The sequence below is a fragment of the Nonomuraea sp. JJY05 genome (assembly GCF_043496855.1).
Taxonomy (GTDB): domain Bacteria; phylum Actinomycetota; class Actinomycetes; order Streptosporangiales; family Streptosporangiaceae; genus Nonomuraea.
The window spans coordinates 248,457-275,008 of record NZ_JBIEIS010000012.1 but is presented as its reverse complement, the minus strand read 5'-3'; the positions used below and the strand labels follow the sequence as shown (position 1 = coordinate 275,008).

The following is a 26,552-nucleotide window of genomic DNA, read 5'->3' as shown; positions in this document are numbered from 1 at the left end:
GTCACTTCCATGGCCATGCCCCTGCGTTCTCTCCCCCAGATCGCCGAGACCGCCCCCACCCCGGCCCCCGAGCGGCCTCGCCGGATCCTGATCTCGACCGACACCTACCCGCCGGACGTCAACGGCGCCGCCTACTTCACCCACCGCCTGGCCACCGGCCTGGCCGCGCGCGGCAACGAGGTGCACGTGGTCTGCCAGTCGGACGTGGGCCCGCCCACCGCCGACGTCGTGGACGACGTGATCGTGCACCGCCTGCGCTCCGCGCCGCTGCTGGTCCACCCCACGATGCGGGTCACGGTGCCGGCCAGGCTCGACCGCCTGATCGCCGACATCCGCCCCGACGTGCTGCACGCCCAGGGCCACTTCGTGGTCGGCAGGGCCGCCATCGCGGCCGCCCGGCGCGCGGACGTGCCCATCGTGGCCACCAACCACTTCATGCCCGACAACCTCTTCCAGTTCTGCCACATCCCCGAGCAGCTCCGGATCAAGGCCGGCCGGATCGCGTGGCGCGACTTCAGCCGGATCTTCAACCGTGCCGACCGCATCACCACCCCGACCCCGCTGGCCGCCAAGCTGCTGGCCGACCAGGGCTTCGGCCGCGAGGTGGAGGCGGTCTCCTGCGGGATCGACCTGACCAGGTTCCACCCGCGCGCCGAGCCCAAGGCGTGGGCGCGCAGGCTGTTCGACCTGCCCGACAGGCCCACCATCCTGTTCGTCGGCCGCCTGGACGAGGAGAAGCGCCTGGACGAGATCGTCCGCGCGCTGCCGCTCGTGCTGAACCAGACCGACGCCCAGGCGGTGTTCGTCGGCCGCGGCAACCAGCGGGCGGAGCTGGAGCGGCTGGCCGCCCGCATCGGCGTCGGCGAGCGCGTCTCCTTCCTCGGCTTCGTGCCCGACGAGCTCATGCCCCAGACGTTCGCCGCCGCCGACGTGTTCGCCATGCCGGGCATCGCCGAGCTGCAGAGCATCGCCACGCTGGAGGCCATGGCCATGGGGCTGCCCGTCGTGGCCGCCGACGCGATGGCGCTGCCGCACCTGGTGGACGACAACGGATACCTGTTCCAGCCGGGCGACGTGATCTCCCTGGCCAGGCACCTGACGAGCATTCTCACCGACGAGGACCTGCGGGCCCGGCTCGGCAAGGCCAGCAGGGAGCTGGCGCTCACCCACGACGACCGGTCGTCGCTGGCCCGGTTCGAGCAGATCTACGATGAGGTGGCCCGATGACCCCAGTCCAAAGCGCCTGGGGCGCTGTCTCCGGCACGGTGCTGTCCGCGTGCGCGCTGGCGTACGCGCAGGTCGCCCTGCCGACACAGCCGCTGCTCAGCGACTACGCGCTGGTCTCCGGCGGGCTCGTGCCCGTCCTCGTGGGGATGCTGGCACTGGCGGGGGCGTGCCTGTGTCTCGCGTACGGGCTGGCGGCGAGCGACCCGGCGCGCACCGCGGCCACCAGGGTGCTGCTGCTGGCGGGGGCGGCCGGGCTGATGATGAGCGCGATCTTCCCCACGGACCCCGGCAACTCGCAGGTCGGCTCGCTGACCGGCGAGATCCACCGGTGGGCGGCGGCCGTCGTGTTCACCTCGCTGCCGGTCGCCGGCTGGTCCTTGGCCAGGGGCCGGGCGGCGGCGCCCCGGTGGAACGCGGTCCGGGCCCTGAGCGTGACCTCCGCGGCCATGCTGGCCTTCTACCTGGCGGCCCACCCGGCCTCCATCACCTCGTCGCTGATCGGCGGCGCGGGCTACTACGGCCCGCTGGAGCGGGGTGTGGTGCTGGCCGAGATGGCGCTGCTCGTCGCCATGGCGCTGGTGTCGGTCGCGAAGCGGCCCGCCGTGCGCACCCACGCCGTTCCGGCCGAGTCCGAACGCCCCGAGCGGTCCGACCGCCTAGCAGCCTGATGCCCCCACCCTTCGACCAGCGGCGAAATGACGCCGTTCTAGCGTGGAACCATGCTCATCACACGCCACGCGGCCGCTGAGGCGGTGCTCGCCGACCCGAGATATGTGCCGCCTCCCGTACGACAGGACGCCGAGAAGGGCACGCTGGCCTGGCTCCGCGCCCAGGTGTCGAGATTCAGCACCGGAGAGACCCACGCCGGGCGGCGCCGCCTGCTGGAGGAGCGGCTGGCCGCCGTCGACCCCGCCGAGCTGCGACCGGCTGCCAAGGCCATGACGCTGGAGCGGGGCGGCGACTGGCGGGGCGTCCCCACGGCCGTGCTCGGCGCCGCGCTGGGCGTGAAGGACACGAGCGCAGTGGCCGCCGCCGCGACCGGCTACCTGTCCGGCGAGGAGAGCCCGGAGGCCGACGCCGCCGTCGCCGCACTGCTGGAACAGGCCACGATCCCCGAGATCACCCTGCTGCTGCAGGGGCACGCCGCCACGGAGGCGCTCATCGAGAACGCCCTGGGGCACGCCGGGCCCGGTGCCGACCCCGAGGCGCTGCTGCACGAGACGCTCAGGCAGGACCCGCCGCTCAAGGTGACCCGCAGGCTCGACACGCGGACCGGCGACGAGGTGAGCATCGACCTGGCGTCGGCCAACCGCGACCCTGAGGTGTTCGCCGATCCCGACCGGTTCGACCTCTCACGCGGCCGAACCCCCCATCTGACCTTCGGCCACGGCGTACGCCCCTGCCCCGGACCCGCCCACGCGCTCGCGCTGGCCGCGGGCGTGCTCGAAGCCCTTCTCGACGCGAGCCGCTCATGAACTTCCACGACCTGCACCGCCCCGGCGACCCCCTGCTGCTGCCGAACGCCTGGGACTACGGCTCGGCCGCCCTCCTGGCCCGGGAGGGCTTCCCGGCGATCGGCACGACCAGCCTCGGCGTGGCCGCCGCGTACGGCAGACCGGACGCGGCCGGCGCCACCAGGGCGGAGACCATCGAGCTGGCCGAATCCATCAAGGACCTGGGCGTCCTGGTCACCGTCGACATCGAGGGCGGCTTCAGCGACGATCCCGCCGAGGTGTCCGACCTGGTCGCGAGCCTCGCCGCGCTCGGAGTGGCGGGGGTCAACCTGGAGGACGGCCGCCCCGACGGCACGCTGCGCCCGATCGAGCTGCACCAGCGGATCATCGAGGCGGCCAGGGGCCACGGCGTGTTCGTCAACGCACGTACGGACACGTACTGGCTGAAGACCGGCGACACCCGCGAACGGGTGGCCGCCTACGGCCACGCCGACGGGATCTTCGTGCCCGGCATGAGCGATCTGCGCGAGATCGCCGAGGTGGCCGCGAGCACGCCGCTCCCCCTCAACGTCCTCTACCAGCCGGACGGCCCCACGCTCGCCCAGCTCGCCGAGGCCGGCGTGGCCAGGGTGAGCACCGGGTCGCTGCTGTACCGGGCCGCGCTCCACGGGGCGCTCGCGGCGGTGTCCGCCGCCCGGGGCGGGCAGGCCCCACCGCTGCCGACCTACGCGGAGATCAGCGCGCTGCTGCCGCAGCCGCGATAATCGACGCATGCGCTTCCAGATCCTCGGGCCCACCAGCGTGCTGGGCGAGGACGGCGAGCCGGTGGCGCTCGGCGGCCCGCGGGTGCGCGCGCTGCTGACGCTGCTCGCCCTGCACGCCGGCCGCATCGTCGGCGGCGAGCAGCTCGTGGCCGGCATGTACGGCCCGAGGCCGCCCGAGGGCGTGGCCAACGCGCTGCAGTCGCAGGTCTCCAGGCTGCGCCGGGCGCTGGGCAGGGACCTGGTGGAGTTCCATCCGGCGGGATACCGGCTGGTGGCCGACCCTCAGGACGTGGACGCGCGCAGGTTCGAGCTGCTGACGCAGCAGGGCAGGCAGGCCCTCGCCGGCGGCGACCCCGGCCGGGCGGCCACGCTCCTGCGCGGGGCGCTCGAGCTGTGGCGGGGCGCGCCGCTCGCCGACGCCCCGCACGCCGAGGCCGCCGCGGCGGCGCTGGCCGAGCTGCGGCTGGCCGCCACCGAGGACCGCGTGCAGGCCGAGCTCGACCTGGGCCGGCACCGCGAGCTGGTCGCCGAGCTGAGCCAGCTCACCGCCGCCCACCCGCTGCGCGAGCGGCTGCGCGCCCAGCTCATGCGCGCCCTCTACGGCAGCGGCCGCCAGGCCGAGGCGCTGACCGTCTACGACGAGGCCAGGAAGATCCTGGACGAGGAGCTGGGCGTCGAGCCGGGAGCCGAGCTCGCCGCCGCCCACCTGGCCGTGCTCAGGGCCGACCCGGCGCTCGGCGTCTCCGCCCCCGGCTCCGCCCCGTCTGCCCGGCGGCGGCAGGGCCTGCGGGCCCAGCTCACCAGCTTCGTCGGCAGGGCCGAGGAGATCGAGGAGGTGGCCGCCAGGCTGCGGACCAACCGGCTCGTCACGCTGATCGGCCCCGGCGGCGCGGGCAAGACGCGGCTGGCGACCGAGGCGGCCGAGCAGGAGCCTGGCGACGTGTGCTTCGTGGGGCTCGCGCCGGTCTCCGAGGACGCCGGCGTGCCGGGCGCCGTCCTGTCCGCCCTGGACATCCGCGACGCCCCGCCCAGCCCCGAACGGCTCACCGTGGACCCGGCCACCAGGCTCGTCACCGCGCTGGCCGGCCGCAGGCTGCTCCTGGTCCTGGACAACTGCGAACACGTCGTCGCGGCCACCGCCGAGCTGGCCGACCTGCTGCTGGCCTCCTGCCCCGAGCTGCGCGTGCTGGTGACCGGGCGCGAGGCGCTCGGCATCACCGGCGAGTCGATCCTGCCCGTGGCGCCGCTGCGGCTGCCGCCGCCCGAGGCCGGCAACCCGCTGGACTATCCGGCGGTCCGGCTGTTCGCCGACCGCGCCGCCGCCGTACGGCCGGGCTTCGCCGTCGACGCGGGCAACGCCGCGGCGGTCGTCCGCATCTGCCGGGCGCTCGACGGGCTGCCGCTGGCCATCGAGCTGGCCGCGGCGCGGCTGCGCACCCTGCCGGTGTCCGACGTGGCGGCCCGGCTCGACGACCGGTTCGGGCTGCTGACCAGGGGCAGCCGTACGGCGCTGCCCAGGCACCAGACGCTGCACGCGGTCGTCGCGTGGAGCTGGGACCTGCTGGACGAGAGCGAGCAGCGGCTGGCCAGGCGGCTGAGCGTGTTCGTCGGCGGCGCCCGGCCGGAGGCGGCCGAGCAGGTGTGCGGGCTGCCCGAGGACGTGCTCTTCTCGCTGGCGGAGAAGTCGCTGGTGGAGTTCACGGGCGGCCGTTTCCGGATGCTGGAGACGATCAGGGCGTTCTGCGCGGAGCGGCTGGCGGAGTCGGGCGAGGCCGAGTCGATCTTCGAGGCGCACGCCCGCCACTGCCTCGGCCTGGTCATGACGGCCGATCCGAGGCTGCGCACCGGCGAGCAGCTGGAGTGGCTGGTCCGGCTCGACGAGGAGAGCGACGAGCTCGACGCCGCGATCCGCTGGGCGGCCGCGTCCCGGCGGCCGGAGCTGGGGCTGCGGCTGCTGGCCCACTGCGCCTGCTACTGGTGGATGCGCGGCAACCGCATCACCAGCGCCCACCTGGCCGGCGACCTCCTGGCCGCGCTCGGCTTCCGGCATCCGCCGGGCATGGAGGAGGAGTACGTCATGTGCGTGCTCATCAGGGCGTGGACGGGCGGCATCGACGAGGAGCTGCGCGGGCGGCTCGCGGAGGCGCGGCAGCTGCTTCCGCCGTACAACCTGTCGATGCGGCTGGAGTTCCTGATGATGCTGCTCTCGGCCTTCACGGGGCCGCCCGGCGAGTACGACGAGGTCCACACCGTGCTCACCCACCGCGCCGACGAGCTCCAGCCCTGGCAGGAGGCGCTGTCCTACGGCGGTGTCGGGTTCCTGCTCCAGTCGGTCGGCCGGGTCGCCGAGGCGGCGGACAACTTCGAGCGGAGCCTGGCCGCGTTCAGGGCCATCGGGGAGCGGTGGGGCATGGTGATGACGCTGTCCGGCCTCGGCGCTCTCCATCAGGCGGAGGGTGACTTCACGACCGCGGCCGCGCTGGCCGACGAGGCGCTGGCGGTGGCCACCGAGCTGGGCGCCGAGACGGAGATCGCCGAGACCCTGTGCCGGCGGGGCGACGCCCGGCTCAACCTGGCCGACGCGACGGGCGCGCGGGCCGACTACCTGCGGGCCGCCGAGATGTCGCGCAGGAACGGCTCGACGGAGACGATGGCGTGGGCGCATCTCGGGCTGGGCCAGGTCGCGCTGTTCCGGGGCGACCTGGACGAGGCCCGCGCGCTGCTCGTCCAGGCGCGCGACGAGGTCCCGGCCGACTGGTACTCCACGGAGGACACCCGCACCCGCATCGCCGCCGCCCTCGACGAGGTCAACACCCGCACAGCCGGCCCCGCCGACATACCGCCACACGAGCCCACCGATGAGGTGGTCAGCGAGCCGTCACCCGGGACCGCCGGCGAGGCGGCCGACGAACCGCCACCCGGACCCACCAGCGAGACGGCCGACGAGCCGTTACCCGAGCCCACCAGCAGGGCGGCCGACGAGCCGTTACCCGGGTCTGTCGGCGGGCCTGCCAGCGGGGCGGTCAGCGAGCGGTAGGCAGGCCGTCAGTCGCATTCCCGACAGTGGGCGGCATGAAGAACAAATGGTCCTGCCTGGCCATCGCCTGCCTGGCCACCCTGCTGCTCTCGCTCGACCTCACGGTCCTGCACCTGGCCCTGCCCAAGCTGGTGACCGACCTCGGCGCGAACTCCACCCAGTTGCTCTGGATCGGCGACATGTACGGCTTCGCCCTGGCCGGCCTCCTCGTCACCATGGGCAACCTCGGCGACCGCATCGGCCGCAAGCGCCTGCTGCTGATCGGCGCGGCCGCGTTCGGCGCCGCCTCGGTGGTTACGGCGTACGCGCCCAACGCCGAGCTGCTGATCGCGGCCAGGGCCCTGCTCGGCGTGGCCGGCGCGACGATCATGCCGTCCACCCTGTCGATCGTCCGGAACGTGTTCACCGACCCGGCCGAGCGCACCGCGGCCATCGGCATCTGGAGCGGGATGAGCGCCGCCGGATTCGCCATCGGCCCGGTCGTGGGCGGGCTCCTGCTCGACCACTTCTGGTGGGGCTCGGTCTTCCTGATCAACGTACCCATCATGCTGCTGGTGCTGGCCGGCGGGATCCTGGTGCTGCCCGAGTCGCGCAATCCACACGCGGGCCGGATCGACCTGGCCAGCGTCGTCCTCTCGTTCGCCGGCGTGGTGACAGCCGTCTACGCGATCAAGGAGGCGGCGCACAAGGGTCTGGAGCACGCAGACGTGCTGGTGGCGGGCGTGGCCGGGGTCCTGCTGCTGGGCCTGTTCGTGTGGCGCCAGATGCGGCTGCCCGAGCCGCTGATCGACGTCCGGCTCTTCAGGCGGCGGGCGTTCAGCGCGTCCATCGTCACGAACCTGCTGGCGATCTTCACCATGTCGGCCATGATGCTGATGTTCGGCTGGTACCTGCAGCTCGTCCTGGGCTGGTCGCCGCTCCAGGCGGGCCTCGCACAGCTGCCGGGCGGCCTGAGCGGCGCGGTGGGCGGCATCCTGGCCGCCAAGCTGATCCACCGCCTCGGCAGGAACGGCGTGGTCGCGCTCGGCCTGGCCATGAACGCCGGCGCGTTCCTCTACTACAGCACGCTCGGCCCCTCGCTGAACTACCTCGTCCTGCTCCCCGTCATGATCATCGGCGGGGTCGGCATCGGCTTCACCTTCACCGTCAACAACGACAACGTCCTCGCCACGGCCCCCAGGGAACGCGCGGGCGCGGCCGCGGCGGTCTCGGAAACGGCCTTCGAGCTGGGCGGCGCGCTGGGCATCGCCATCCTCGGCACAGTCCTGAACACCGCCTACCAGACCAACCTGCACCTCCCCACCGGCCTCTCCGCTGTCGACTCCGCAAGAGAGTCGATCGCCGGCGCGGTGAGCACAGCCGCAACCTTGCCTCCGGACCAGGCGAGCCAACTCATGCGAGCAGCCCAGACGGCCTTCATAGAGGGCCTGCACCTGACCGCCCTGGTCACCGCGGCCCTCCTGGCCATAGTGGCTTTGCTGGCCCTGATCGGACTACGCGGCGTACCCAAGGTCATCCCAGAAGAAGTCCTGACCCACGCCTGACCCCGGCAACCAGCATGGTCCTCACAATGGAGGGCGCTACGCGCGACGCGGGCTCGGGCAGCGCCTCCCAGGGGGCAGGCCCCCTTCGACCCCCAACCGCTCGGTCCTCGCAGTGAGTCGCGCTACGCGCGATGGAGCGCTCGGGCAGCGCCCTGTGGGGGCAAGCCCCCACACCCCCAGGCGGGGCCCTGCCGGTCCCCGCACCCCTCGGACGCGATCCCGGTTACCACTCCCTCGTCGTTGACCTGCTGATCCTCCGACAGAAACGATCACGGACGAATTCGGCCCGCTCGATATCCGCCCCACCGCCGAATCCGTTTGGGCGCCGCAGAGCCGACTGCCGGCCACCTACCAAGGCGAGGGCGCGCCCGTGCCGAAGTGAGCGGCTATCGAGGGCGGGTTCCCACTCGCTGAGAGATCCGCAGCAGGTAGCCGTCCGGGTCCTGCACCGCGAACTGGCGCACGCCCATGGCGTCGACGCCGCGCTCGTACCAGCGCTCTTCCAACGGCAGCCACATCTCATAGCCGGCAGCGAGCAGCGTGTCGTGAATCCGATCTACGTCGTCCACTTCAACAGTGAGGTTGATCCCGCGCCCGTAGGGGTGGTCCAGCTCCGCGCGCGGGTAGAGACGGTCCCGGCTCAGCGGCTGCTCCAACATCAGGTCCGCCCCGTCACGCTCCAGGTAGGCGAATCGCTCCTGGGGGCGCTCGTAGCGAATCTTGAAGCCCAGCAAGCGATAGAAGGCCAAGCTGGCTTGGATGTCGGAGCAGATCAATTCAGGAACAAGTCGTGACATCTGGTCACTCTGGCAGTTCCCGAACACCCCAGCAAACGGCGGCCGGCCCGCGAGGAGAGGCGTATCGGTCGCCAGCCGAGGGCCGAGACGCCGTGCTGAGCGCCGTTCACGTGGCGCCGCACTCCACTGTCCCGCTTCTCGCCGACCCGGCGCAGACTAGTGCGGAGCAGCGAAGGCGTCGTTGACCTGTTCCTGCACGGCGTTCACCCTGCACCTGCCCGCCCACTGGCACTGGAGCCTGGCCTGGATGAACGCCTTCACCGCCACCCCGGCCCGCCACCGCACACCTAGTCTGACCCGCCCAACCCCAGGCGATCATCACCTCCCGACCCCGCACGGTCACCCGCGCTGCCGCACCCACCCCGCCCCCGAGCCCTCAAAGCCCCTGGCCGACGCCGGGCGGCATTCTGGGTCAGACCGGTAGGTACCAGCTTGGCCCATCGGGATCGCCGAGCCATACCCGCTGGCTCTCCCGAGTCACCGTGAGGCCGAACCCCGATTGGTGCGGGCTCCCCGCGCCCTGCCACGTCTCGATGGCTTCCTCCACCGCATCCCACAGGCGAGCCGGCCCGTGCTGGAGAACCGTCCATCCGCCTGCGGTATCCGGCCGAATCTCGGCCCGCGAGCCCGTGCTGGTGTCGACCAGAAACGTGACGTTCTCGCCCCAGGCGATCTGCGCGTGTGGAGCGGCGAGCTGGGCAACCCACAGAGCCGTCCCGTGCTCAAGTATCGCCGGATCGACTTCAGCGTTGCGCGCGTCTCCGATGCCCTTCACCAACGAAGGCCGCGGAGGGGGCAGGTGAGCCCGAGCGGTCATGAAGTAGAGATCATCTGCCAGAAGGCGACCGGTCGCGCTGCCGTCCTCCGTCACTGTGAGGTGGGCGAACGCGGTCTCGCACATCCAGCCGCTCATAGGAGTGGTGATGGTCCCACCGACGCGGATCTGTTCCTGCCATGCCTGGGGGATGGTGCGCACGGCGCAGGTCGAGATGAGGCGATCGTACGGCGCCTTCCCCGCGTACCCCAGCAGGCCATCTCCCTCCACCAGGGTGGGACTGTATCCCGCAGAAGTGATCGCGTCGCGGGCGCGGTTGGCGACCACAGGGTCGTACTCGATGGAGCAGACCGCCTTGTTCCCGAACCGCTGACACATCAGCGCCGTCGAATAGCCGGTGCCCGTACCGATTTCCAGGACCTTGTCACCTTCTTGGATCTCGGCGGCTTCCAGCATCCGCACGACGAGACTCGGCCGCGTAGACGAGGACGTAGGCGAACCAGCTACGGCTCCGGTTGCATCGCCGGCCATGACGCCATCGACCTGGGTCACCAATGTCACGTCAGCGTAGACCAGTGCGAGCCATTCGTGCTGGGGCAAGTCGGCACGCCGCGCAAGCGCCCACAGGCCGCCTCGCGCCTCATCGAGCTGGAATATCGCATCCCCTAGAAATCGCTCGCGAGGCACCATATCGAGCGCCTCGCGCCAGCCGCCGGACCCTATCTTGCCCGCCAGTTCAAGGCGGAGCATCGCGGCCATGTCGGTCATCGCCACCATCCCTCCAGCAGCACGTCAGCGAAGGCTCGCGCTATCGCGTCGTAATCGGGCAGCCAGCCCCATTGCCCATTGGGGTTGCACTCCACGAATGTCCAGACCTCGCCGGAGCCGCGGTCTTCGAGCGCGAAGTCGAAACAGCCGAACACCAGACTGAAGTGGTTGAGATAGGCGAACAGCGGCTGCCTGATCGCGTCTGGCACCTCAATATGGTTATAGGTCAGCTTGCTCCAATCGCCGTCTCTCCAGTCGATCACGCCTTCAGGGTGCGTAATTCTGCTCGCGAACACACGGTCACCGACCACAGTCACTCGCGCGTCAGCGGACTTCGGTATTTCCTCCTGGAACAGGTGCGCGGTCATGCACACCGATTCATCCAAATCATCCGGATCTACGCGCCGCGTCCATATCGCACCAACGTGGCCGTCCGGAGTGGCCGGGACCGCCCGGAACGACTTGTAGACTATCCGGTCATGCTTGCGAGCGAATGCCCTGGCAGCGTCCAGATCATTCGTTACGAGCGTTTGCGGAATCTTCATCCCTACTCTCGCCGCCGCCTCCAACTGCGCCACCTTGAAATCCGCTCTTGCGGTTGCCGCGGGATGATTGACGTAGCGGCAGTTTGGCAGGCTCCCCAGCAACCCGCTGAGCCCATGGCGGGCCTCAGTGATCACGAACTGCCGTGCCTGCTCCGTGGCGGCGAAGCTGCGGAAGGGGCTCGGCCGGCGATAGTAAACCGAGCCGATCTCCTCCAGGGAAACACTGCGGCTTGGCGTCACGACCCGGCCACTCCAGGAGTTGCGGCCGTCGCCGATGCGGGCACCGAACGTGAGTCCTGCGCCGATGTCGGCGGGATCGATTCGAGCCACTTGTACCTGGTGCTCGCCCAAAGCGCGAATGACCATGTTGGCCGTCTCGTCGATCAACGACGTGACGACCAACACGGTATGCGGTGCCTGCGGCATCTCAGTCGTTGGAATCGTCGTTGACCTTCGGGCCGCCCTGTCCGTCGTTGCCGCTATTCTTCGGCGACTGGGTTATCGTGCCCCGCTGCATGTCTACGGGGGCGCCGGCCGCATCAAAGAAGGTCGTGAGCTGCGACGCCGGGTCGAATTCAACCTTGTGGTATTCCGGCACGACCGGCGAAAGCGGGGTCATTCGCCCCAAACCCCACGGACGCGTTTGTTGACCAACAGCCATGTGAATACTCCTCTCGGGGACCTGCTCCCAGGTCTACCCGAGCCCCAGCGGATAGTCACCGTGTATGACCTGTGTGTGGTACCACAAACGGAATACTGTCCAGCAACACCAGAAAGGGAGCCCAGCAACGCGCAGGGCTCCCTTGACGCCGAAGTTAGAAGTCGAATTCTCCCGCTTTGGCCCCACAGGTAAATGCGAGCCACACGGCTTCACTCACCACGAAGGGCTGCAGATCCGAGCGCTCGGTGTCTCGGATGCCGACACGACCACCGGACAGTGGTGCCACTTCAAGACAATTGCCATTATCGCCCGAAAACGAGGACTTGCGCCACATAGCGGCGGCAAGTTCCTCGTTCAGCTCCAGTTCCATTCTTGATCCAACCTTTCTTTGATCTTCCGAAGAGAAAGACTCTGGGGAAGGGCTTCGGAGCGGCATGTCTGATAGCGACGGATAAGAATCTCGACCTCAGACTCTCCGTCCCATACCTTCCCGCTCACTGGGCTATCCACGAAGGCAGCGGTCGGCCCACCAGTCGTATGTGCGATCAGACACCCGCCGAGAAGCCCAGCCGTCACGCGGGCGTTGAAGGGGAGGATCTGAATCGTGATTGGACTGCGAGCCACCTCGATCAGATAGGCCAACTGGGAGCGAATGACACTTTCGCTCCCAATCGGACGATACAGGATTGACTCGTCTAGCACCGCGTAGAGCAGAGGAGGGTTGGCCTTGCGGAAGATCTCCTTCCGCGCCATCCGATCCCTGACAGCCGCCTCTATCTTCTCGCTGGTGATGCCAGGTTTTCCTGCGACAATGGCCCTCGTGTACTCAGGGGTCTGAAGCAACCCAGGGACCATGGTTGGCTCCCATGTCCACAACTCCCGTGCACCGGCCTCGATCTCAAGCCACGGACCGAGAGTTTTGAAGATCGTCTCTCGTGAGCCAACAGGCAGGAACTGGGTCAACTTTTCGGGTTCCAGGCCAAGGTGTTCCTCCGCCAGACGCGCGAACTCGGCCTTGGGTGCGCGTTCTCCGCGCTCGACCATGCCGATGGCGTTGGCATGGTAGCCCATTCGCTGGCCAAGTTGCCCCTGCGTGAAGCCCGCGGCATCCCGTGCCTTGCGCAACTCGTAGCCGAACCGTGCTGCCGCACTCTCGTCCGGATTCAGCTGTTTGGGACCCGGCATTGACGCCCTTTCCAGTTTGGTGCCACAGGCATCACACACATTCATCACACAGATTGGCCCTTGATTCCGTGTGACACAAGTACTTGAGAGATGTCCTACAAGCGAGCCTGTCCTGTCACGCTGGCCAAAAGCTCGCGGCTACGCAGGGCTTGGATACCACAAATAGATCAAGATCACGTGTGATCACGACGACAGGTGGGTGAAGCGGTGGATTTCGTGCCAACGGGAGCCCTGTCCGCCAAAAGACCAATCGTTGGCGTGTGGCAGAGCACGGTCCTGCGTCGCAACGGCAAAGCTCCCCGGAGAGCGAGACAAGCCGTCAGGATGTGGCTCGGAGAGGCGCATCCGCTGTGCTTCGACGCGGAGCAGGTCGTTGCCGAACTGGTGAACAACAGCGTGTTGCATGTGCCGATCAGCGGCACACGCGACTGGGTGAGAGTTCATCTGGGCTTCGGGGATGACTTCATTCGCCTGGATGTGATCGACCCCGGCACCGATGTGCCAGCGGAACGCTTCATCCCAAGTGAGCCATGCGGTGGCGAGGAATCCGGCCGGGGACTACAGATCGCATCCGAACGCTCGGAGCGCTGGGGCATGCATGTGATCGAGCACGGGCATCGCGTTGTTTGGTGCGACCTCAAGGTGCCGGACGAGCACTCCATCGACGATACGTCACCTGATCCTGCGGACTCGCCTCCGGCATGTGCAATCGGTGCGCTTGCTGCCCCGAGCCGCATCAACCGGTCGGCCCCACCCCCCGTCGTACGGCCCCTGTCGGCGCCAGAAGCCGCTGACGAACTCCGTGCCGCCTTGGCGCGCATGGGGATCCCCGGCGACGTCCACGAAGGGCGCGGCCTCGCGCTGGTGTCGGTGTGGACCGGGCTCGTGGTGTGGACGGACGGCTTCTGGTACCGATGGTGGACAGGACGCCGCTCCCAGACGGACCGCTGGCTGTATGCACATCATTCCGCGTTCGAGCCAGAGCGCGCCGCACGCAGGATCGCTGCTCGGTATGCCGAACTCCGCGAAGCGTCGAACATCGTGGCCGCAGGTGTGTCGTGACGCCCGGCGAAGGCTGCCTGAGTCCGCACGTACCCATGGCCCAACGTGACCACGTCCGGCTCACGTGGCTGGAACCATGCGGTGCCTTGCATCGCGTCCGTACCGTGGCGTGGACCTGCACATGCAGGGCCATGTTCTACGAACTGCGCGAGGGCGGCGGTCAGACTCTTATCCGCCGGACCCTGCAGACCGAAGCCGGGGACGTGGTGCACGAGACCCACCAGTTCTCCATCATTGAAGCTCGCGCGGTCTGGACGGCACTGCTGTCAGGCCAAGCCCGATAGACGGGCACGACGGCTCGGGCCGCTCCGTCCCGACCGAGGTGTCAACTCCGTCTTCGGATGCCGTGCCCGTCGGCGTTCCACGCGGCCCACATCCCATGCCGCACAGCCCAAGTTGACGCCGGCCGAAGGCCACGAACAACGCGGTATCGGGGCGGGAGTACGGACCGCGGTGCCGCGAAGCGGGTCCGATGGGGCCCGATCCAGCAGGCCAACCCGGTGATCGGGCGCGAGTTCGCGTGTGCCTCATCGGTCAACGACAGCCCTGCGGCACGCCGGTCCGGGGTGGGCCTCAGTCGGCCCACCGCTTCGCCGGTCAACGGGTGGGGCATCTGGCGAGCGGAGCGAGCGGGGGTTGCGCCGTCAGGCGCCCGAATAAGAAGCGCCTGAGCCCTTCGGCGCGAAGCGCCTCCCCGAGAAGACCTTTTGCTCGGGGAGGGTGACGGCGGTAAGGCTCGGATGATCAGGCGGTGGGGTTGGCGGGGCAGGGGCGGGCGGTGATCGGGGAGAGGGAGTCGAGGCGGGCGCCGATGAAGCGGGCCACGCCCTCGATGGTCTCGATGCCCGCGTCCGGCCCCGGCTGGTGATCCGTCTGGACCGACAGCAGCAGGTCGCGGCCCGGGCCCGCGATGCGGCCGTAGCTCGTCATGGCCCACGTGCCGGAGATGAACGGGCGGGGCGTCCAGCCGTTCTTCAGGGCCACCCGGTCTCCCGGGCGGGCGGCGGCGCTGACACCCCACGACTGGTCCTTCTGGACGCGGGACATCAGGCCGAGCACCAGCCTGCGGTCGTCCGCCGTCAGGTCGCCCTTTCGGCTCTTGGTGCCCTTGACCAGGAGTTTGAGGAGGCGGATGCGGTCGGTGGGGCTGGTGAGGGTGCCGCCCCAGTAGATGGAGGGTCCCGGCGTGGTCTCCGTCAGGCCCACGCTCTGGTAGAAGGCGCTCATCGCGGAGGAGGCGCCGACTCGGGACCACAGGGCGTCCGCCGCGTGGTTGTCGCTCTCCGTGATCATGAGGGTGGCGAGGTCGCGTTCGTCCTCGTTCAGGTCGCCGGTGCGCTGGTGCAGGAGTGCGGTCAGGATGTCCACCTTGGAGCCGCTGGCGGTGATGAGGTCGTGCTCGTGCTCTCCCTGCCCGAGATGCAGGCCGGTGACCAGGTCCAGGGCGCCGTAGACGATGCGGCCCGGGCGCGTGGCGATGTAGGCGGAGATGTCGCGTACGAGCTGGATGCGGGCCGCGGCCCCGGCGCGCGGGGCCGCGATCTTCAGCATGCAGCGGGCCACCTTGGGCGGGGGCTTCGCCGCCGCGGGGATGACGGCCGCCTGGTCGGCGCCGCAACCCGCCGTCAGCAGCAGCATCGGCCAGGCAAGCATCCACCTCGTACGCACGCGCCCACCTCCGAGAGATCGTCGGGGGTCGCAAGCGAGGATGCCATGCCGTGCGGATCAGGCCATCGTGCTCTGGTGCCTTTCTGGTCAAGTCTTCACACGATCTTGCCGATCCGCACGGGCTCTCAAAGGTGGTCGGCGAGGAAGGCGGCGGTGGCGTCCACTGCCTGCGTGACGTACGGCTCGCGGTCATAGAGGTCGATGTGCTGCTTGGCGTCCACCCAGACGAGCTGCTTCGGCTCGTCGAGCCGGCGGAACGCCTCCTCGGCCCCCTCCGGCGAGCAGAACCGGTCGACGACCCCGTGCACGATCAGCGCCGGCTTGGGTGACAGGAAGTCCGCTCCCATCATGTTGTCCATCGTGACCAACTCCCGCACGCTCGCCCTGGTCACCGAGTTGGACCAGTGCGGCGAGGCGCCACGCGAGGTGCCGTAGTACGCGTACGGCTCGTCGCCCGGCATGGCGGCCTCCCCCTCCCCCGAGGGCGAGGAGGAGACGGCCGGGATGTACTCCACGTCGCCGCCCTGGTCCTGGCGTTCGAGGACGTCCGTGAAGCCCGCCAGCGCCGCCTGGTAGTCCATGCCGGAGCGCATGGTGTACGGGTTGTTGTACGCGCCCGCGATACCGACAAATGTCCGGACTCGGGGATCGAAGGCGGCGAACTTGAGCGCGTAGCCGCCGCCCAGACACACCCCCACCGCCCCGATCCGATCCCGGTCCACCTCGGCCCGCGACCGCAGGAAGGACACGGCCGCCCGCAGGTCGCGCAGCTTGCCCTGCGGATCCTCCTCCCGGCGCGGAAGCCCTTCGGACTCCCCCCAGTTCCGGTGGTCGAAGGCCAGCGTCACGTAGCCCCGCTCGGCCAGCCGGTCCGCGTACAGGCCCGGGACCTGGGAGCGCACCCCGGTGAACGGGCCCGTGAACACCAGAGCGGGCCGCGGCCCCCCGCCGTCAGGGACCCGCAGATCCCCGACGAGCGTGAGGCCGTCGACCACGAACTCGACTCGCGTGGTCAGGATCACGAGTCGAACCCCAGTCCCATCCGGTCGAGCACGCGCAGCCACAGGTTGCGCTTGCCCTCGTGCTGGTCGGCCTGCGCGATCGACCACCGGGTGAACTGGATGACCCCGGACCGCACCGGCTCCGGCGGGAACGGCATCGGCTTCTCCTTGACCATCCGCAGCTCGGTCCGCTCGGTGGACTCGCCCGACAGCAGGTCGAGCATGACGTTCGCGCCGAAGCGGGTGGCGCCCACGCCCATCCCGGTGTAGCCGGTGGCGTAGGCCAGCCGCCCGCCGTGCGCCTGCCCGTAGAAGGCGCTGAACCGGCTGCAGGTGTCGATCACCCCGCCCCAGCGGTGCGTGAACCGCACCCCGTCGAGCTGGGGGAAGGTGTCGTAGAAGTGCTCGGCGAGCTTGACGAACGTCTCGTCGCGCTGCTCGTACTCGGGTTTGACCAGACCCCCGTTGTAGTAGACGGCGTCGTAGCCGCCCCACAGGATCCGGTTGTCGTCGGTCAGCCGGTAGTAGTGGAACTGGTTGCCCGAGTCGCCCACGCCCTGCCGGTTGCGCCAGCCGACCTCGGCGAGCTGGACGTCGGTCAGGGGCTCGGTCATCAGCGCGTAGTCGTACACGGGGACCACGAAGTGCTTGAGCCGCCGCAGCAGCGGCGGGAACACGCCGGTCCCCAGCGCCACCTGGCGGGCCGCGACCGCGCCGTACGGCGTGCGCAGCGTGATCGTCGTGCCGTCGTCGCGCAGCGAGCGGACCGGGGTGCGCTCGTGGACGCGCACCCCCAGCCGCAGGCACGCCTCCCGCAGCCCCCATGCCAGCCGCGCCGGGTCGAGCATGGCGCATCCGCTGCGCTCCCAGAGCCCGCCCAGGTAGGTCGGCGAGTTCACTTCGGCCCGCACCTGCTCCTGGTCGAGCGGCACGTAGTCGAGCCCCAGCTCGGAGATCAGCTCCAGGTGCTCGCGCAGCCCGTCGAGCTGCCACGGCTCGGTGGCCACGTGCAGCTCGCCGGTGCGTTCGAAGGAGCAGTCGACGCCGTAGCGCTCCAGGGTCTGCTCTATCTCGTCGAGGTTGGCCACACCCATGCGCTCCAGGCGGCCGATCTCGTCCGGCCACCTTTCCAGGCCGTTGGCCAGGCCGTGGGTGAGGGTCGCCATGCAGAACCCGCCGTTGCGGCCGGTGGCGGCCCAGCCGATCCTGCGTCCTTCGAGCAGGACCACGTCCAGGGACGGGTCGCGTTCCTTGGCCATCAGGGCCGTCCACAGCCCTGAGAAGCCTCCGCCGACGACGACCAGGTCGGCGCTCGTTGTCTGGTCGAGCCGCGGTCGCGGCTCGGGTCTGGCCGGGCTGTCCAGCCAGTACGGCTTGCGCTCCGCATCAGCAAGCGCCTTCAGCGGATCCACAAATCCCACTTCCCTACGAAGTTCGTGGAGGTTATTTAGGTACGGCGCCGTGCCGCCACCGCGTTTCCGATCGCGATCAGCACCCCGATGCCGAAGATCAGCGTACCCATGACGTTGACCTGGGGTGGGATACCGGTCTTGACCGCACCGACGATCCACAGGGGGAAGGTGACGGTCGAGCCGTTGACGAAGCTGGTGACCACGTAGTCGTCGATGGACAGAGCGAACGACAACATCGCGCCCGCCATCACGCCCGGCAGGATCGACGGCAGCGTGACCTGCCTGAACGTCCCCCAGGCCGTCGCCCCCAGATCCCTGGCCGCCTCCTCCAGCGACGGGTCCAGCGTGACGATCCGCGCGCGTACCGTCACCACCACGAAGGACAGCGAGAACAGCACGTGGGAGATGATGATCGTGTTCGCGTCGCGCGGCACGTTCCCCGAGACGAACAGCGACAGCAGCGACGCGCCCATGACCAGCTCGGGGGTGGAGATGGCGGCGAAGACCAGGAAGTTCGTGACGCCCTTGCCGCGGAAGCGGTGCCGGCCGAGCGCCAGCCCCAGCATGGTGCCGATCACGACCGTGATGATCGTGCTGACCGCGGCGATCACCAGCGAGTTGCGCAGCGCCACGGTCAGGTCGGAGATGTCGAACAGCTCGGCGTACCAGCGAAGCGTGAAGCCCTGCCAGGAGGTGTTCGACTTGCTCTTCTTGTCGTTGAAGCCGAAGAGGATCATCACGGCGATCGGCGAGGACAGCCAGAGGATGACAATCCAGGTGTAGATGTGGAGGAGCCGGTCCCCCAGCCGCGTGCCCCTCATCGGGCCGCCGCCTCGAGCACGTTCTCCGTCCCGAGCGCCCTGGCGTAGACGAAGATGCCCACCAGCAGCACCGCCATCAGCGTGAACGACAGGGCCGAGGCGGTCGGGTAGTTGAGGTTCGTCAGATACTCGGTCTGGATGATGTTGCCGATCATCGTGTTGGCCGTGCCGCCGAGGATCTGCGCGTTGATCGGGTCGGCCGTGGCGGGCACGAACGTCATCAGCACCCCCGCGAACACCCCCGGCAGCGACAGCGGCAGCACCACCCGCCGGAAGGCCGACGTCCGCGTGGCGTACAGATCCTGGGCCGCCTCTATCACCCGCGGGTCCACCCGCTCCAGCGACACGTAGATCGGCAGGATCATGAACGGCAGGAAGTTGTACGTCAGCCCGCCCACCACGGCGACCGTCGTGGCCAGCACGTGGAAGTCCTCGGGCAGCAGCCCCCAGCCCTTCAGCGTGCCGAACAGGATGCCGTTGTCCGACAGCAGGAAGTTCCACGAGATCGTACGTAGCACGAACGACACGAAGAACGGCAGCAACAGCAGGAACAGGTACACGGACTTGCGCGCGCCGCCCTTGAACGCGATCCAGTACGCCACCGGGTACCCGATCACCAGCATGGCCAGGGTGGCCAGGCCGCCGTAGAGCAGCGAGCGCACCAGCTGGGTGCTGTACCGGCCGAGCGCGTCGCTGTAGTTGGAGAAGCTGAACGTCATGGCGAAGCCGTCGATGGCGTTGCCGGTCTGCAGGGAGACCGAGGCCATCGCGGCCATGGGCACGACCAGGAAGATCGCCAGCCACATCCAGCTCGGCAGCGCCAGCAGGTAGGGGGTGAGCCGCCTCATGCGCTACGCCTGCGTGATGGACTGGAAGATCGGGTTGAAGACCTGCTCCTGCTGGGTGGTCAGCTGGGTGTAGTTGTGCAGCTTGGCGTAGTCGGCCTCGGTGGGGAACATGAGCGGGCTGTCGACCATGTCCTCGAGGGACTTCTTGTCCTTGCCCTTGGCCGTCTTGGCCTTCTCCCGCAGCAGGTCCTGCACGGCCGGGACGGGCGTGACGTACTGGATGAACTCGTCCAGCTCGGCGGCCACGGCCGGCTGGTAGAGGTAGTCCATGAGCATGAGCGCGTCCACCGGGTTGGCCGCGTTCTTGGGGATGAGCATGTTGTCGGTCCAGATCGTGCCGCCCTCCTGGGGCACCACGAACTTGACCGGCTCGCCGGCGAGCTGGCGCTGGAAGACGTCGCCCGACCAGGCCATGGTGAGCCAGACGTCACCCTTGGACACAGCGTCGATGTAGCTTTGATCGTAATATTTCCGGACAATTCCGGCGTCGCGCTGGGCCTTGAGCTTCTCCCCGGCCTTCTTCCAGTCCGCCTCGGTCGACTTCTCGGGCGCGATGCCCAGCGCGAACATGCCGAAGTTCGCGATCTCCTGTGCGTCGGCCATCATGCCGACCCGGCCCTTGTACTTGGGGTCGAACAGCGACTCGATGCTGGTGATGTCCTCGTTGACGTACTTGGTGTTGTACGCGATCCCGGTCACACCGGACGTGTACGGCACCGTGTACTTGTTGCCGGGGTCATAGGCCCGCTCCTTGTACTTCTGGCCGGCGTTGGCCTCGAAGTTCGGCAGCTGGGAGTGGTCGAGCGGCGTCACGTAGCCCAGCTCGATCATGTGCTGGAGCTGGACGCCGTTGGTCATGACGACGATGTCGTAGCCCAGCGACTGCCCCGCCCGCAGGACGGGGTCGGCCTTGCCGAAGAACTCGGCGTTCTCCTGGATGACCTCTTTGTACTCGTACGAGATGCCGGTGGCCTGCTTGAACTTCTCCAGCGGGGCCTTGTCCTCGGGCATGTACTCGGGCCAGTTGGCGAAGACGACCTTGCCGTGCTTGGTCTGCTTGGCCCAGAAATCCTTGACCGCGTCAGCCTTCGGAGGCGCGGCCTTCTGTCCTTGAACGCCGCACGCGGCCAGCGCGAGGCCCGTGGCGGAGAACCCGGCGACCCGGAAGAAATCGCGACGGGAACGGAGCATGGGGTGGTTCATGACGTGCTATCGACTTCCAATCACATATGAGTGCTGCGCCTGCCACGACAGCCACACGGAGTCCCCACGCTCCGCAGTGGCCGTCGCATCAAGAGCGTTCTGCTGGAACACGGTGATCTCGGCCCCGTCAGCGAGACTCACCGCGTAGCTGTTGTAGGTCCCCAGGTAGACCACCTCGGAGACGGTGCCGCGCACGGCGCTCAGGCCCTGACCGGGCTCCACCGTGTCGATGGTGATCTTCTCGGGCCGCACGGTCACGGTCACGTCGCCGTCGTGCCCGGGCACGAGCACCCGGCCGCCGCCGATCTTCAGCTCGCCGCCGCTCGCGGCGCCCGTGAGCAGGTTGGAGGTGCCGATGAAGCCGGCCACGAACGCGGTCGCGGGTCGCTCGTAGATCTCCCGCGGCCCGGCGAGTTGCTCGACCAGGCCGTCGTTCATGACGGCGATCCGGTCGCTCATGGTCAGCGCCTCGTTCTGGTCGTGGGTCACGTACACGAACGTGATGCCGACCTCGCGCTGGATGCGCTTGAGCTCGATCTGCATGGCCTGGCGCAGCTTGAGGTCGAGCGCGCCGAGCGGCTCGTCGAGCAGGAGCGCCCGCGGCCGGTTGACCAGCGCGCGGGCCAGCGCCACGCGCTGCTGCTGGCCGCCGGACATCTCGCGCGGGCGGCGCTTCTCCCTGCCGGTGAGGTCGACGATCTCCAACATCTCGCCGACCCGCCGCTTGATCTCCTCCTGCGGCGTCTTGCGCTGCTTCAGCCCGAAGGCCACGTTGTCCCAGACGCTCATGTGCGGGAAGAGGGCGTAGGACTGGAAGACCATGTTGACGTCGCGTTTGTTGGGCGGGACGTCCGTGACATCCTTGCCGTGCAGCCGCACCAGCCCCTTCGAGGGCGGTTCGAACCCCGCGATCATCCTCATGGTCGTGGTCTTGCCGCACCCGGACGGGCCGAGGAGGGAGAAGAACTCCCCCTCGGCGATGCCCAGAGTGACACCTTTGACCGCCTGGACGACCTCGCCATGCGAGAGGTACTCCTTGACGACGTCCTCAAGCTCTATCGCATTCAGCTCAGTCATCCCAGCCGTTGTCCTATTCGCCGATGTAGTGCATGACGTGCTTGACCCGGGTGTAGTCGTGCAGGCCGAACACCGACAGGTCCTTGCCGTACCCGGAGTGCTTGAAGCCGCCGTGCGGCATCTCCGAGACGAACGGGATGTGCGTGTTGACCCAGACCACGCCGAAGTCGAGCCGGTTGGACATCCGCATGGCCCGGCCGTGGTCGGAGGTCCAGACCGAGCCGCTCAGGCCGTACTTCACGTCGTTGGCCTTGGCCAGCGCGTCGGCCTCGTCGCTGAACGTCTGGACGGTGATCACGGGGCCGAAGACCTCGTTCTGCACCATCTCGTCGTCCTGCTTGAGGCCGTCGACGATCGTCGGCGCGAAGAAGTAGCCCTTCTCGCCGACCCGGTGGCCGCCGGTGAGGACCTTGGCGTGCGCCGGGACCCGGTCGATGAAGCCCTGGACCCTGGCGAGCTGGTTCTCGTTGTTGAGCGGCCCATAGAGCGCGTCCTCGTTGCCCAGGTCGCCGGTCACGGTGCCGGCGGCGGCCTCGGCGAGCGCGGCCACGAACTCGTCGTGCACGCTCTCGTGCACCAGCACCCGGCAGGCGGCGGTGCAGTCCTGGCCGGCGTTGTAGAGGCCGGCGGTGGCGATGTCGGAGGCGGCCTTGCGCAGGTCCTTGACGTCCTCGAACACCACGACCGGGGCCTTGCCGCCGAGCTCCAGGTGCACGCGCTTGAGGTCGTCGGCGGCGCTCTTGGCGACCGACATGCCCGCGCCGACCGAGCCGGTGATGGCGACCATGGAGGCGGTGGGGTGGCCCACCACGAGGGCGCCGGTCTCGCGGTCGCCGGTGACGACGTTGAAGACGCCCGCGGGCAGCACCTCGCCGAGGATCTCGGCCAGCTTGAGCGTGGAGGCCGGGGTGGTGTCGGACGGCTTGAGCACGACCGTGTTGCCGGCCGCCAGGGCCGGGGCGATCTTCCAGACCGCCATCATCATCGGGTAGTTCCACGGCGTGACCTGGCCGATTACGCCGATCGGCTCGTGCCGGATGACGCTGGTGTGCTCGGCGAGGAACTCACCGGCCGTGGGGCCCTCCAGGGTGCGCGCCGCGCCCGCGAAGAAGCGGAAGTGGTCGGCGGCCACCGGGGTCTCGTCCTCGGACATCCGGGCCCGCGGCTTGCCGGTGTTGAGGCACTCCGCCTCGTTGATCTCGTCAGCCCGCGCGTCGATCGCGTCGGCGACCTTGAGCAGGAGGTTGGCCCGCTCACCCGGCGTGGTCCTGCCCCACGACTCGAACGCGGCGGCAGCGGCGGCGAAGGCGGCATCGACGTCCTCCGGGCCGGAGACAGGGGCCTGCAGGTAGGCCTCGCCTGTGCACGGGTCGATGATGTCGGAGAACTTGCCGCTCTTGGCGTCCACGAACTCACCATTGATGAAGTTCTGCAGACGGATCATGCGCCCTCCAAGTGGGTGGCTGAGATGCCGCGACTCTTACAGAGCAGATGCATCTCGACAAGGGATTTCGTGGTGAAGATACCAAATTGCTACGAATTCGCTTGACAGGCCGCCAGGAACTGACAACATGTCGCACCAGGACGGCAACTCAGCGGGAACGCACCCGTAACGCCGGACCAGTAGGAGGATTCCGTCGATGACGACGCCGCCCCGCGTACGCCGCAACAACGCCAATGCCGGGCCGGTGGTGCTCGACGATCTGTCGAAGCAGATCATCGAGCAGCTCCAGACCGACGGGCGCATGCCGTACGCGGCGATCGGGAAAGCGGTGGGCCTGTCGGAGGCCGCCGTGCGTCAGCGTGTCCAGCGACTGCAGGACGCGGGCGTGATGCAGATCGTCGCCGTCACCGACCCGCTGACGCTGGGATTCCCGCGGCAGGCCATGATCGGCATCAACTGCGAGGGCGACCTGGAGGCGGTGGCCGACGAGCTGGCGGCCATCGACGAGATCGACTACGTGGTCCTCACCGCGGGCTCCTTCGACGTGATCGTCGAGGTGGTCTGCGAGGGCGACGGGCACCTGCTGGAGATCCTCAGCAAGATCCGCGCCATCCCCGCCGTGCGGGCCACGGAGTCGTTCGTCTATCTCAAGCTGCGTAAGCAGACCTACTCCTGGGGCACCCGCTAGCCTGCCGTCTCCATGATGGGCAGGATAGGCGTGTCCGCCGTGCGCACCAAGCGCGGGCCCTCGGGGCCGTACACCTCGCGGGGCTCGGGGAAGGCCGTCAGCAGCGCCAGGTAGAGCACCCCGGCGACGGCCAGCCCCACCGGCAGGGAGATGTCCACTCCCCCCGCCAGGTTCCCCAGCGGGCCGACGAACTGGCCCGGCAGGTTCACGAACAGCAGCGCCAGGCCCGCGGAGACGATCCAGGCGGACAGCCCGCGCCAGTTCCAACCGTGCGTGAACCAGTAGCGACCGCCGCGCTGGCGCCGGTTGAAGACCTGGAGCGCGTCCGGGTCGTACCAGCCCCTGCGGGTCACGTAGCCGAGCATCATGATCACCATCCACGGCGCCGTGCACGTGATGATCAGCGTGGCGAACGTCGAGATGCTCTGGGTGAGGTTCGCGGCGAAGCGGCCGATGAAGATGAACACGATCGACAGCGTGCCGATGAACACCGTCGCCTGCACCCGGGAGAAGCGGGTGAAGACGCTGGAGAAGTCGAGCCCGGTGCCGTAGAGGGAGGTCGTGCCGGTGGACATGCCGCCGATCAGGGCGATCAGGCAGACCGGTACGAAGTACCAGCCGGGCGAGACGGCCAGCAGCCCGCCGACGTAGTTGGGGGCGGCCGGGTCCATGTAGTCGGCGGCCTTGGTCGCGATGATCGACGCCGTGGTCAGGCCGAACAGGAACGGCAGGATGGTGGCGATCTGCGCCAGGAAGGCCGCGGCCATCACCCGGGACTTCGGCGTCGTGGCCGGGATGTACCTGGACCAGTCGCCCAGGAAGGCGCCGAACGACACGGGGTTCGACAGCACGATCAGCGCCGCGCCGATGAACGACGGCCAGAACAGCGGGTCGCCGGCCGGGAGCGTGCCGGGATAGGACGGGTCGAAGTCCCCGGCGAAGGCGAACGCCCCCAGGACGAACAGCAGCGACGCCGCCGCGACCGCGATCTTGTTGACGAACAGCATGAAGCGGAAGCCGTACACGCAGACGATCAGCACGAGAACGGCGAAGAGCGCGTACGCGACGCCGTACGACAGGTCGGTGTCGGGCAGCCCGGCCAGCCGGTGGGCGCCGCCGACCAGCGCGTCCCCCGACGACCAGACCGAGATCGAGAAGAACGCGATCGCGGTCAGCAGCGACAGGAACGAGCCCACGATCCGGCCGTGCACGCCCAGGTGGGCGGAGGAGGAGACGGCGTTGTTGGTGCCGTTGAGCGGCCCGAACAGCGACAGCGGCGCCAGGATCAGCGCGCCGACCACGAGCCCGAGCACGGTCGCGGCCAGCCCCTGCCAGAACGACAGCCCGAACAGGATGGGGAAGGCGCCGAGCACGCAGGTGGCGAACGTGTTCGCGCCCCCGAACGCCAGCCGGAACAGGTCGATCGGGCGCGCGTTGCGGTCCGCGTCGGGGATGCGCTCGACCCCGTACGTCTCGATCTCGGTGAGGCTCATGCTTTCTCCTGCAACGCCAGCAGGCTGACGAGGTCGTAGGCCACGTGGGAGGCGGCGACCGAGGTGATCTCCGCATGGTCGTACGCCGGGGCCACCTCGACGACGTCGGCCCCGACCAGGTTGCGGCCGGCCAGGCCGCGCAGGATCTCCAGCAGCTCCCGGCTGGTGAGCCCGCCCGCCTCCGGCGTCCCCGTGCCCGGGGCGTGGGCCGGGTCCAGCACGTCGATGTCGACGGACACGTACAGGGGCCGGTCGCCGACGCGCTGCCGCAGCACGTCGATCACCTCGTCGAGGCCGCGCCGCAGCACGTCGGCCGCCGTCAGGATGCCGAACCCGAGCCGCCGGTCGTCCTCCAGGTCCTTCTTGCCGTACAGCGGGCCCCTGATCCCGACGTGGCTGAGGGCCTCGGTGTCCAGCAGGCCCTCCTCCACCGCCCGCCGGAACGGGGTGCCGTGCGTGTACTCGGCGCCGAAGTAGGTGTCCCAGGTGTCGAGGTGGGCGTCGAAGTGCAGCAGCGCCACCGGGCCGTGCTTCCTGGCCACGGACCGCAGCAGCGGCAGCGCGATCGTGTGGTCGCCGCCGATCGCGACGAGCTTGGCGTCGATCGAGTCCGCCGCGCCCTCGATGCTCTCGATGGCCGCCCCGATGTCGAACGGGTTGGCCGCGATGTCGCCGGCGTCGACCACCTGCACCCGCTCGAACGGTGAAACGTCCAGCCCCGGGTGGTAGGGCCGCAACAGCCGGGAGGCCTCCCTGACCGCGGCCGGGCCGAACCTGGCGCCGGGCCGGTAGGACACGCCGGTGTCGAACGGCACGCCGACCACGGCCACGTCGGCCCGCTCGACCTGGTCGAGCCTGGGCAGGCGGGCGAAGGTGGCGGGCCCGGCGAAGCGGGGGACCTGAGAGGAGTCGACAGGGCCAAGGTTCATGCGGCCCAGTGTTCGTCATGCCTTTGACCTGCGGCAATTGTGGAGCCAACGAAGTGGGCCGGTGTGTGTTGTGCCCGGTAACAAGCAGGCCGGCGCAAGAGTTTGGCACCGGCCGAAAAGCGAGCCGTATTCACCGGCATTTCATTCGG

General features: G+C 69.1%; 25 protein-coding genes and 1 pseudogene. 10 read left to right on the top strand and 16 right to left on the bottom strand.

Features of this window, described 5'->3' with window-relative positions; genetic code table 11:
* The first annotated feature begins 9 nt into the window (after nucleotides 1-9).
* From ACFKCF_RS21415 to ACFKCF_RS21385, 7 genes and pseudogenes are all read left to right on the top strand, one after another.
* The gene (locus ACFKCF_RS21415; RefSeq protein ID WP_394496003.1) at nucleotides 10-1,227 is read left to right on the top strand and encodes a glycosyltransferase; all 1,218 of its coding nucleotides are present in this window, start codon (nucleotides 10-12) and stop codon (nucleotides 1,225-1,227) included.
* A complete protein-coding gene (locus tag ACFKCF_RS21410) occupies nucleotides 1,224-1,895 on the top strand; it encodes a DUF998 domain-containing protein (RefSeq protein WP_394496001.1) in 672 nt (223 codons plus the stop codon). The genes ACFKCF_RS21415 and ACFKCF_RS21410 overlap by 4 nt, the downstream gene beginning before the upstream one ends.
* A 51-nt stretch (nucleotides 1,896-1,946) precedes the next feature.
* The gene (locus tag ACFKCF_RS21405) at nucleotides 1,947-2,702 is read left to right on the top strand and encodes a cytochrome P450 (RefSeq protein WP_394495999.1); all 756 of its coding nucleotides are present in this window, start codon (nucleotides 1,947-1,949) and stop codon (nucleotides 2,700-2,702) included.
* Nucleotides 2,699-3,445, top strand: a complete 747-nt coding sequence (locus ACFKCF_RS21400) for an isocitrate lyase/phosphoenolpyruvate mutase family protein (RefSeq protein WP_394495997.1) — start codon at nucleotides 2,699-2,701, stop codon at nucleotides 3,443-3,445. The genes ACFKCF_RS21405 and ACFKCF_RS21400 overlap by 4 nt, the downstream gene beginning before the upstream one ends.
* Before the next feature lie 7 nt (nucleotides 3,446-3,452).
* Nucleotides 3,453-6,482 (top strand): BTAD domain-containing putative transcriptional regulator, encoded by a 3,030-nt coding sequence (locus ACFKCF_RS21395; protein ID WP_394495995.1) that lies wholly within the window; start codon nucleotides 3,453-3,455, stop codon nucleotides 6,480-6,482.
* A 35-nt stretch (nucleotides 6,483-6,517) separates the two neighbouring features.
* Entirely contained in the window at nucleotides 6,518-8,026 is a 1,509-nt protein-coding gene (locus ACFKCF_RS21390; protein WP_394495993.1) for a DHA2 family efflux MFS transporter permease subunit, read from the top strand.
* 274 nt (nucleotides 8,027-8,300) lie between these two features.
* Nucleotides 8,301-8,381: pseudogene (locus ACFKCF_RS21385) on the top strand (IS630 family transposase); the annotation flags it as partial.
* A 31-nt stretch (nucleotides 8,382-8,412) separates the two neighbouring features.
* Here the strand turns inward: ACFKCF_RS21385 and ACFKCF_RS21380 are convergent.
* From ACFKCF_RS21380 to ACFKCF_RS21355, 6 genes are all read right to left on the bottom strand, one after another.
* Nucleotides 8,413-8,823, bottom strand: a complete 411-nt coding sequence (locus tag ACFKCF_RS21380; RefSeq protein WP_394495991.1) for a bleomycin resistance protein — start codon at nucleotides 8,821-8,823, stop codon at nucleotides 8,413-8,415.
* Nucleotides 8,824-9,235: 412 nt separating this feature from the next.
* A complete protein-coding gene (gene tgmC, locus ACFKCF_RS21375) occupies nucleotides 9,236-10,366 on the bottom strand; it encodes an ATP-grasp peptide maturase system methyltransferase (protein WP_394495989.1) in 1,131 nt (376 codons plus the stop codon).
* Nucleotides 10,363-11,337, bottom strand: a complete 975-nt coding sequence (tgmB, locus tag ACFKCF_RS21370; protein WP_394495988.1) for an ATP-grasp ribosomal peptide maturase — start codon at nucleotides 11,335-11,337, stop codon at nucleotides 10,363-10,365. Before tgmB ends, tgmC begins: the two co-directional genes overlap by 4 nt.
* A gap of 1 nt (nucleotide 11,338) precedes the next feature.
* Entirely contained in the window at nucleotides 11,339-11,572 is a 234-nt protein-coding gene (gene tgmA, locus ACFKCF_RS21365) for a putative ATP-grasp-modified RiPP (protein WP_394495986.1), read from the bottom strand.
* Nucleotides 11,573-11,726: 154 nt separating this feature from the next.
* Nucleotides 11,727-11,942 carry a DUF397 domain-containing protein gene (locus ACFKCF_RS21360; protein WP_394495985.1) on the bottom strand — a complete coding sequence of 72 codons (216 nt, stop codon included), beginning with the start codon at nucleotides 11,940-11,942 and terminating at the stop codon, nucleotides 11,727-11,729.
* On the bottom strand, nucleotides 11,927-12,757 hold the full coding sequence (locus tag ACFKCF_RS21355; protein WP_394495983.1) for a Scr1 family TA system antitoxin-like transcriptional regulator: 831 nt from the start codon (nucleotides 12,755-12,757) through the stop codon (nucleotides 11,927-11,929). The genes ACFKCF_RS21360 and ACFKCF_RS21355 overlap by 16 nt, the downstream gene beginning before the upstream one ends.
* A gap of 324 nt (nucleotides 12,758-13,081) precedes the next feature.
* On the opposite strand from ACFKCF_RS21355, the gene ACFKCF_RS21350 reads away from it, so the two are divergent.
* Both ACFKCF_RS21350 and ACFKCF_RS21345 read left to right on the top strand, forming a co-directional pair.
* Nucleotides 13,082-13,819 carry an ATP-binding protein gene (locus ACFKCF_RS21350; protein ID WP_394495981.1) on the top strand — a complete coding sequence of 246 codons (738 nt, stop codon included), beginning with the start codon at nucleotides 13,082-13,084 and terminating at the stop codon, nucleotides 13,817-13,819.
* A gap of 131 nt (nucleotides 13,820-13,950) precedes the next feature.
* Nucleotides 13,951-14,103 carry a hypothetical protein gene (locus tag ACFKCF_RS21345; RefSeq protein WP_394495980.1) on the top strand — a complete coding sequence of 51 codons (153 nt, stop codon included), beginning with the start codon at nucleotides 13,951-13,953 and terminating at the stop codon, nucleotides 14,101-14,103.
* 460 nt (nucleotides 14,104-14,563) lie between these two features.
* Here ACFKCF_RS21345 and ACFKCF_RS21340 read toward each other — a convergent pair whose 3' ends face one another.
* From ACFKCF_RS21340 to ACFKCF_RS21305, 8 genes are all read right to left on the bottom strand, one after another.
* Entirely contained in the window at nucleotides 14,564-15,487 is a 924-nt protein-coding gene (locus ACFKCF_RS21340) for a serine hydrolase (RefSeq protein ID WP_394495978.1), read from the bottom strand.
* A gap of 125 nt (nucleotides 15,488-15,612) precedes the next feature.
* Nucleotides 15,613-16,509: an alpha/beta hydrolase gene (locus tag ACFKCF_RS21335; RefSeq protein ID WP_394495976.1), complete on the bottom strand. Its 897-nt coding sequence runs from the start codon at nucleotides 16,507-16,509 to the stop codon at nucleotides 15,613-15,615.
* Nucleotides 16,506-17,900: an NAD(P)/FAD-dependent oxidoreductase gene (locus tag ACFKCF_RS21330; protein WP_394495974.1), complete on the bottom strand. Its 1,395-nt coding sequence runs from the start codon at nucleotides 17,898-17,900 to the stop codon at nucleotides 16,506-16,508. The genes ACFKCF_RS21335 and ACFKCF_RS21330 overlap by 4 nt, the downstream gene beginning before the upstream one ends.
* Nucleotides 17,901-17,935: 35 nt before the next feature.
* Nucleotides 17,936-18,721: an ABC transporter permease gene (locus ACFKCF_RS21325; RefSeq protein ID WP_394495973.1), complete on the bottom strand. Its 786-nt coding sequence runs from the start codon at nucleotides 18,719-18,721 to the stop codon at nucleotides 17,936-17,938.
* Nucleotides 18,718-19,569: an ABC transporter permease gene (locus tag ACFKCF_RS21320; RefSeq protein ID WP_394495971.1), complete on the bottom strand. Its 852-nt coding sequence runs from the start codon at nucleotides 19,567-19,569 to the stop codon at nucleotides 18,718-18,720. The genes ACFKCF_RS21325 and ACFKCF_RS21320 overlap by 4 nt, the downstream gene beginning before the upstream one ends.
* Before the next feature lie 3 nt (nucleotides 19,570-19,572).
* Entirely contained in the window at nucleotides 19,573-20,760 is a 1,188-nt protein-coding gene (locus tag ACFKCF_RS21315) for a PotD/PotF family extracellular solute-binding protein (RefSeq protein WP_394495969.1), read from the bottom strand.
* Between the two features lie 18 nt (nucleotides 20,761-20,778).
* The gene (locus tag ACFKCF_RS21310) at nucleotides 20,779-21,849 is read right to left on the bottom strand and encodes an ABC transporter ATP-binding protein (protein WP_394495967.1); all 1,071 of its coding nucleotides are present in this window, start codon (nucleotides 21,847-21,849) and stop codon (nucleotides 20,779-20,781) included.
* A gap of 13 nt (nucleotides 21,850-21,862) precedes the next feature.
* A complete protein-coding gene (locus ACFKCF_RS21305; protein ID WP_394495965.1) occupies nucleotides 21,863-23,293 on the bottom strand; it encodes a gamma-aminobutyraldehyde dehydrogenase in 1,431 nt (476 codons plus the stop codon).
* Between the two features lie 196 nt (nucleotides 23,294-23,489).
* Between ACFKCF_RS21305 and ACFKCF_RS21300 the strand changes: the two genes are divergently transcribed.
* Entirely contained in the window at nucleotides 23,490-23,981 is a 492-nt protein-coding gene (locus ACFKCF_RS21300; RefSeq protein WP_185071603.1) for an Lrp/AsnC family transcriptional regulator, read from the top strand.
* Here ACFKCF_RS21300 and ACFKCF_RS21295 read toward each other — a convergent pair.
* Nucleotides 23,978-25,474, bottom strand: a complete 1,497-nt coding sequence (locus tag ACFKCF_RS21295) for a purine-cytosine permease family protein (RefSeq protein ID WP_394495963.1) — start codon at nucleotides 25,472-25,474, stop codon at nucleotides 23,978-23,980. The genes ACFKCF_RS21300 and ACFKCF_RS21295 overlap by 4 nt on opposite strands.
* The gene (speB, locus tag ACFKCF_RS21290) at nucleotides 25,471-26,403 is read right to left on the bottom strand and encodes an agmatinase (RefSeq protein ID WP_394495961.1); all 933 of its coding nucleotides are present in this window, start codon (nucleotides 26,401-26,403) and stop codon (nucleotides 25,471-25,473) included. The genes ACFKCF_RS21295 and speB overlap by 4 nt, the downstream gene beginning before the upstream one ends.
* Nucleotides 26,404-26,552 lie beyond the last annotated feature (149 nt).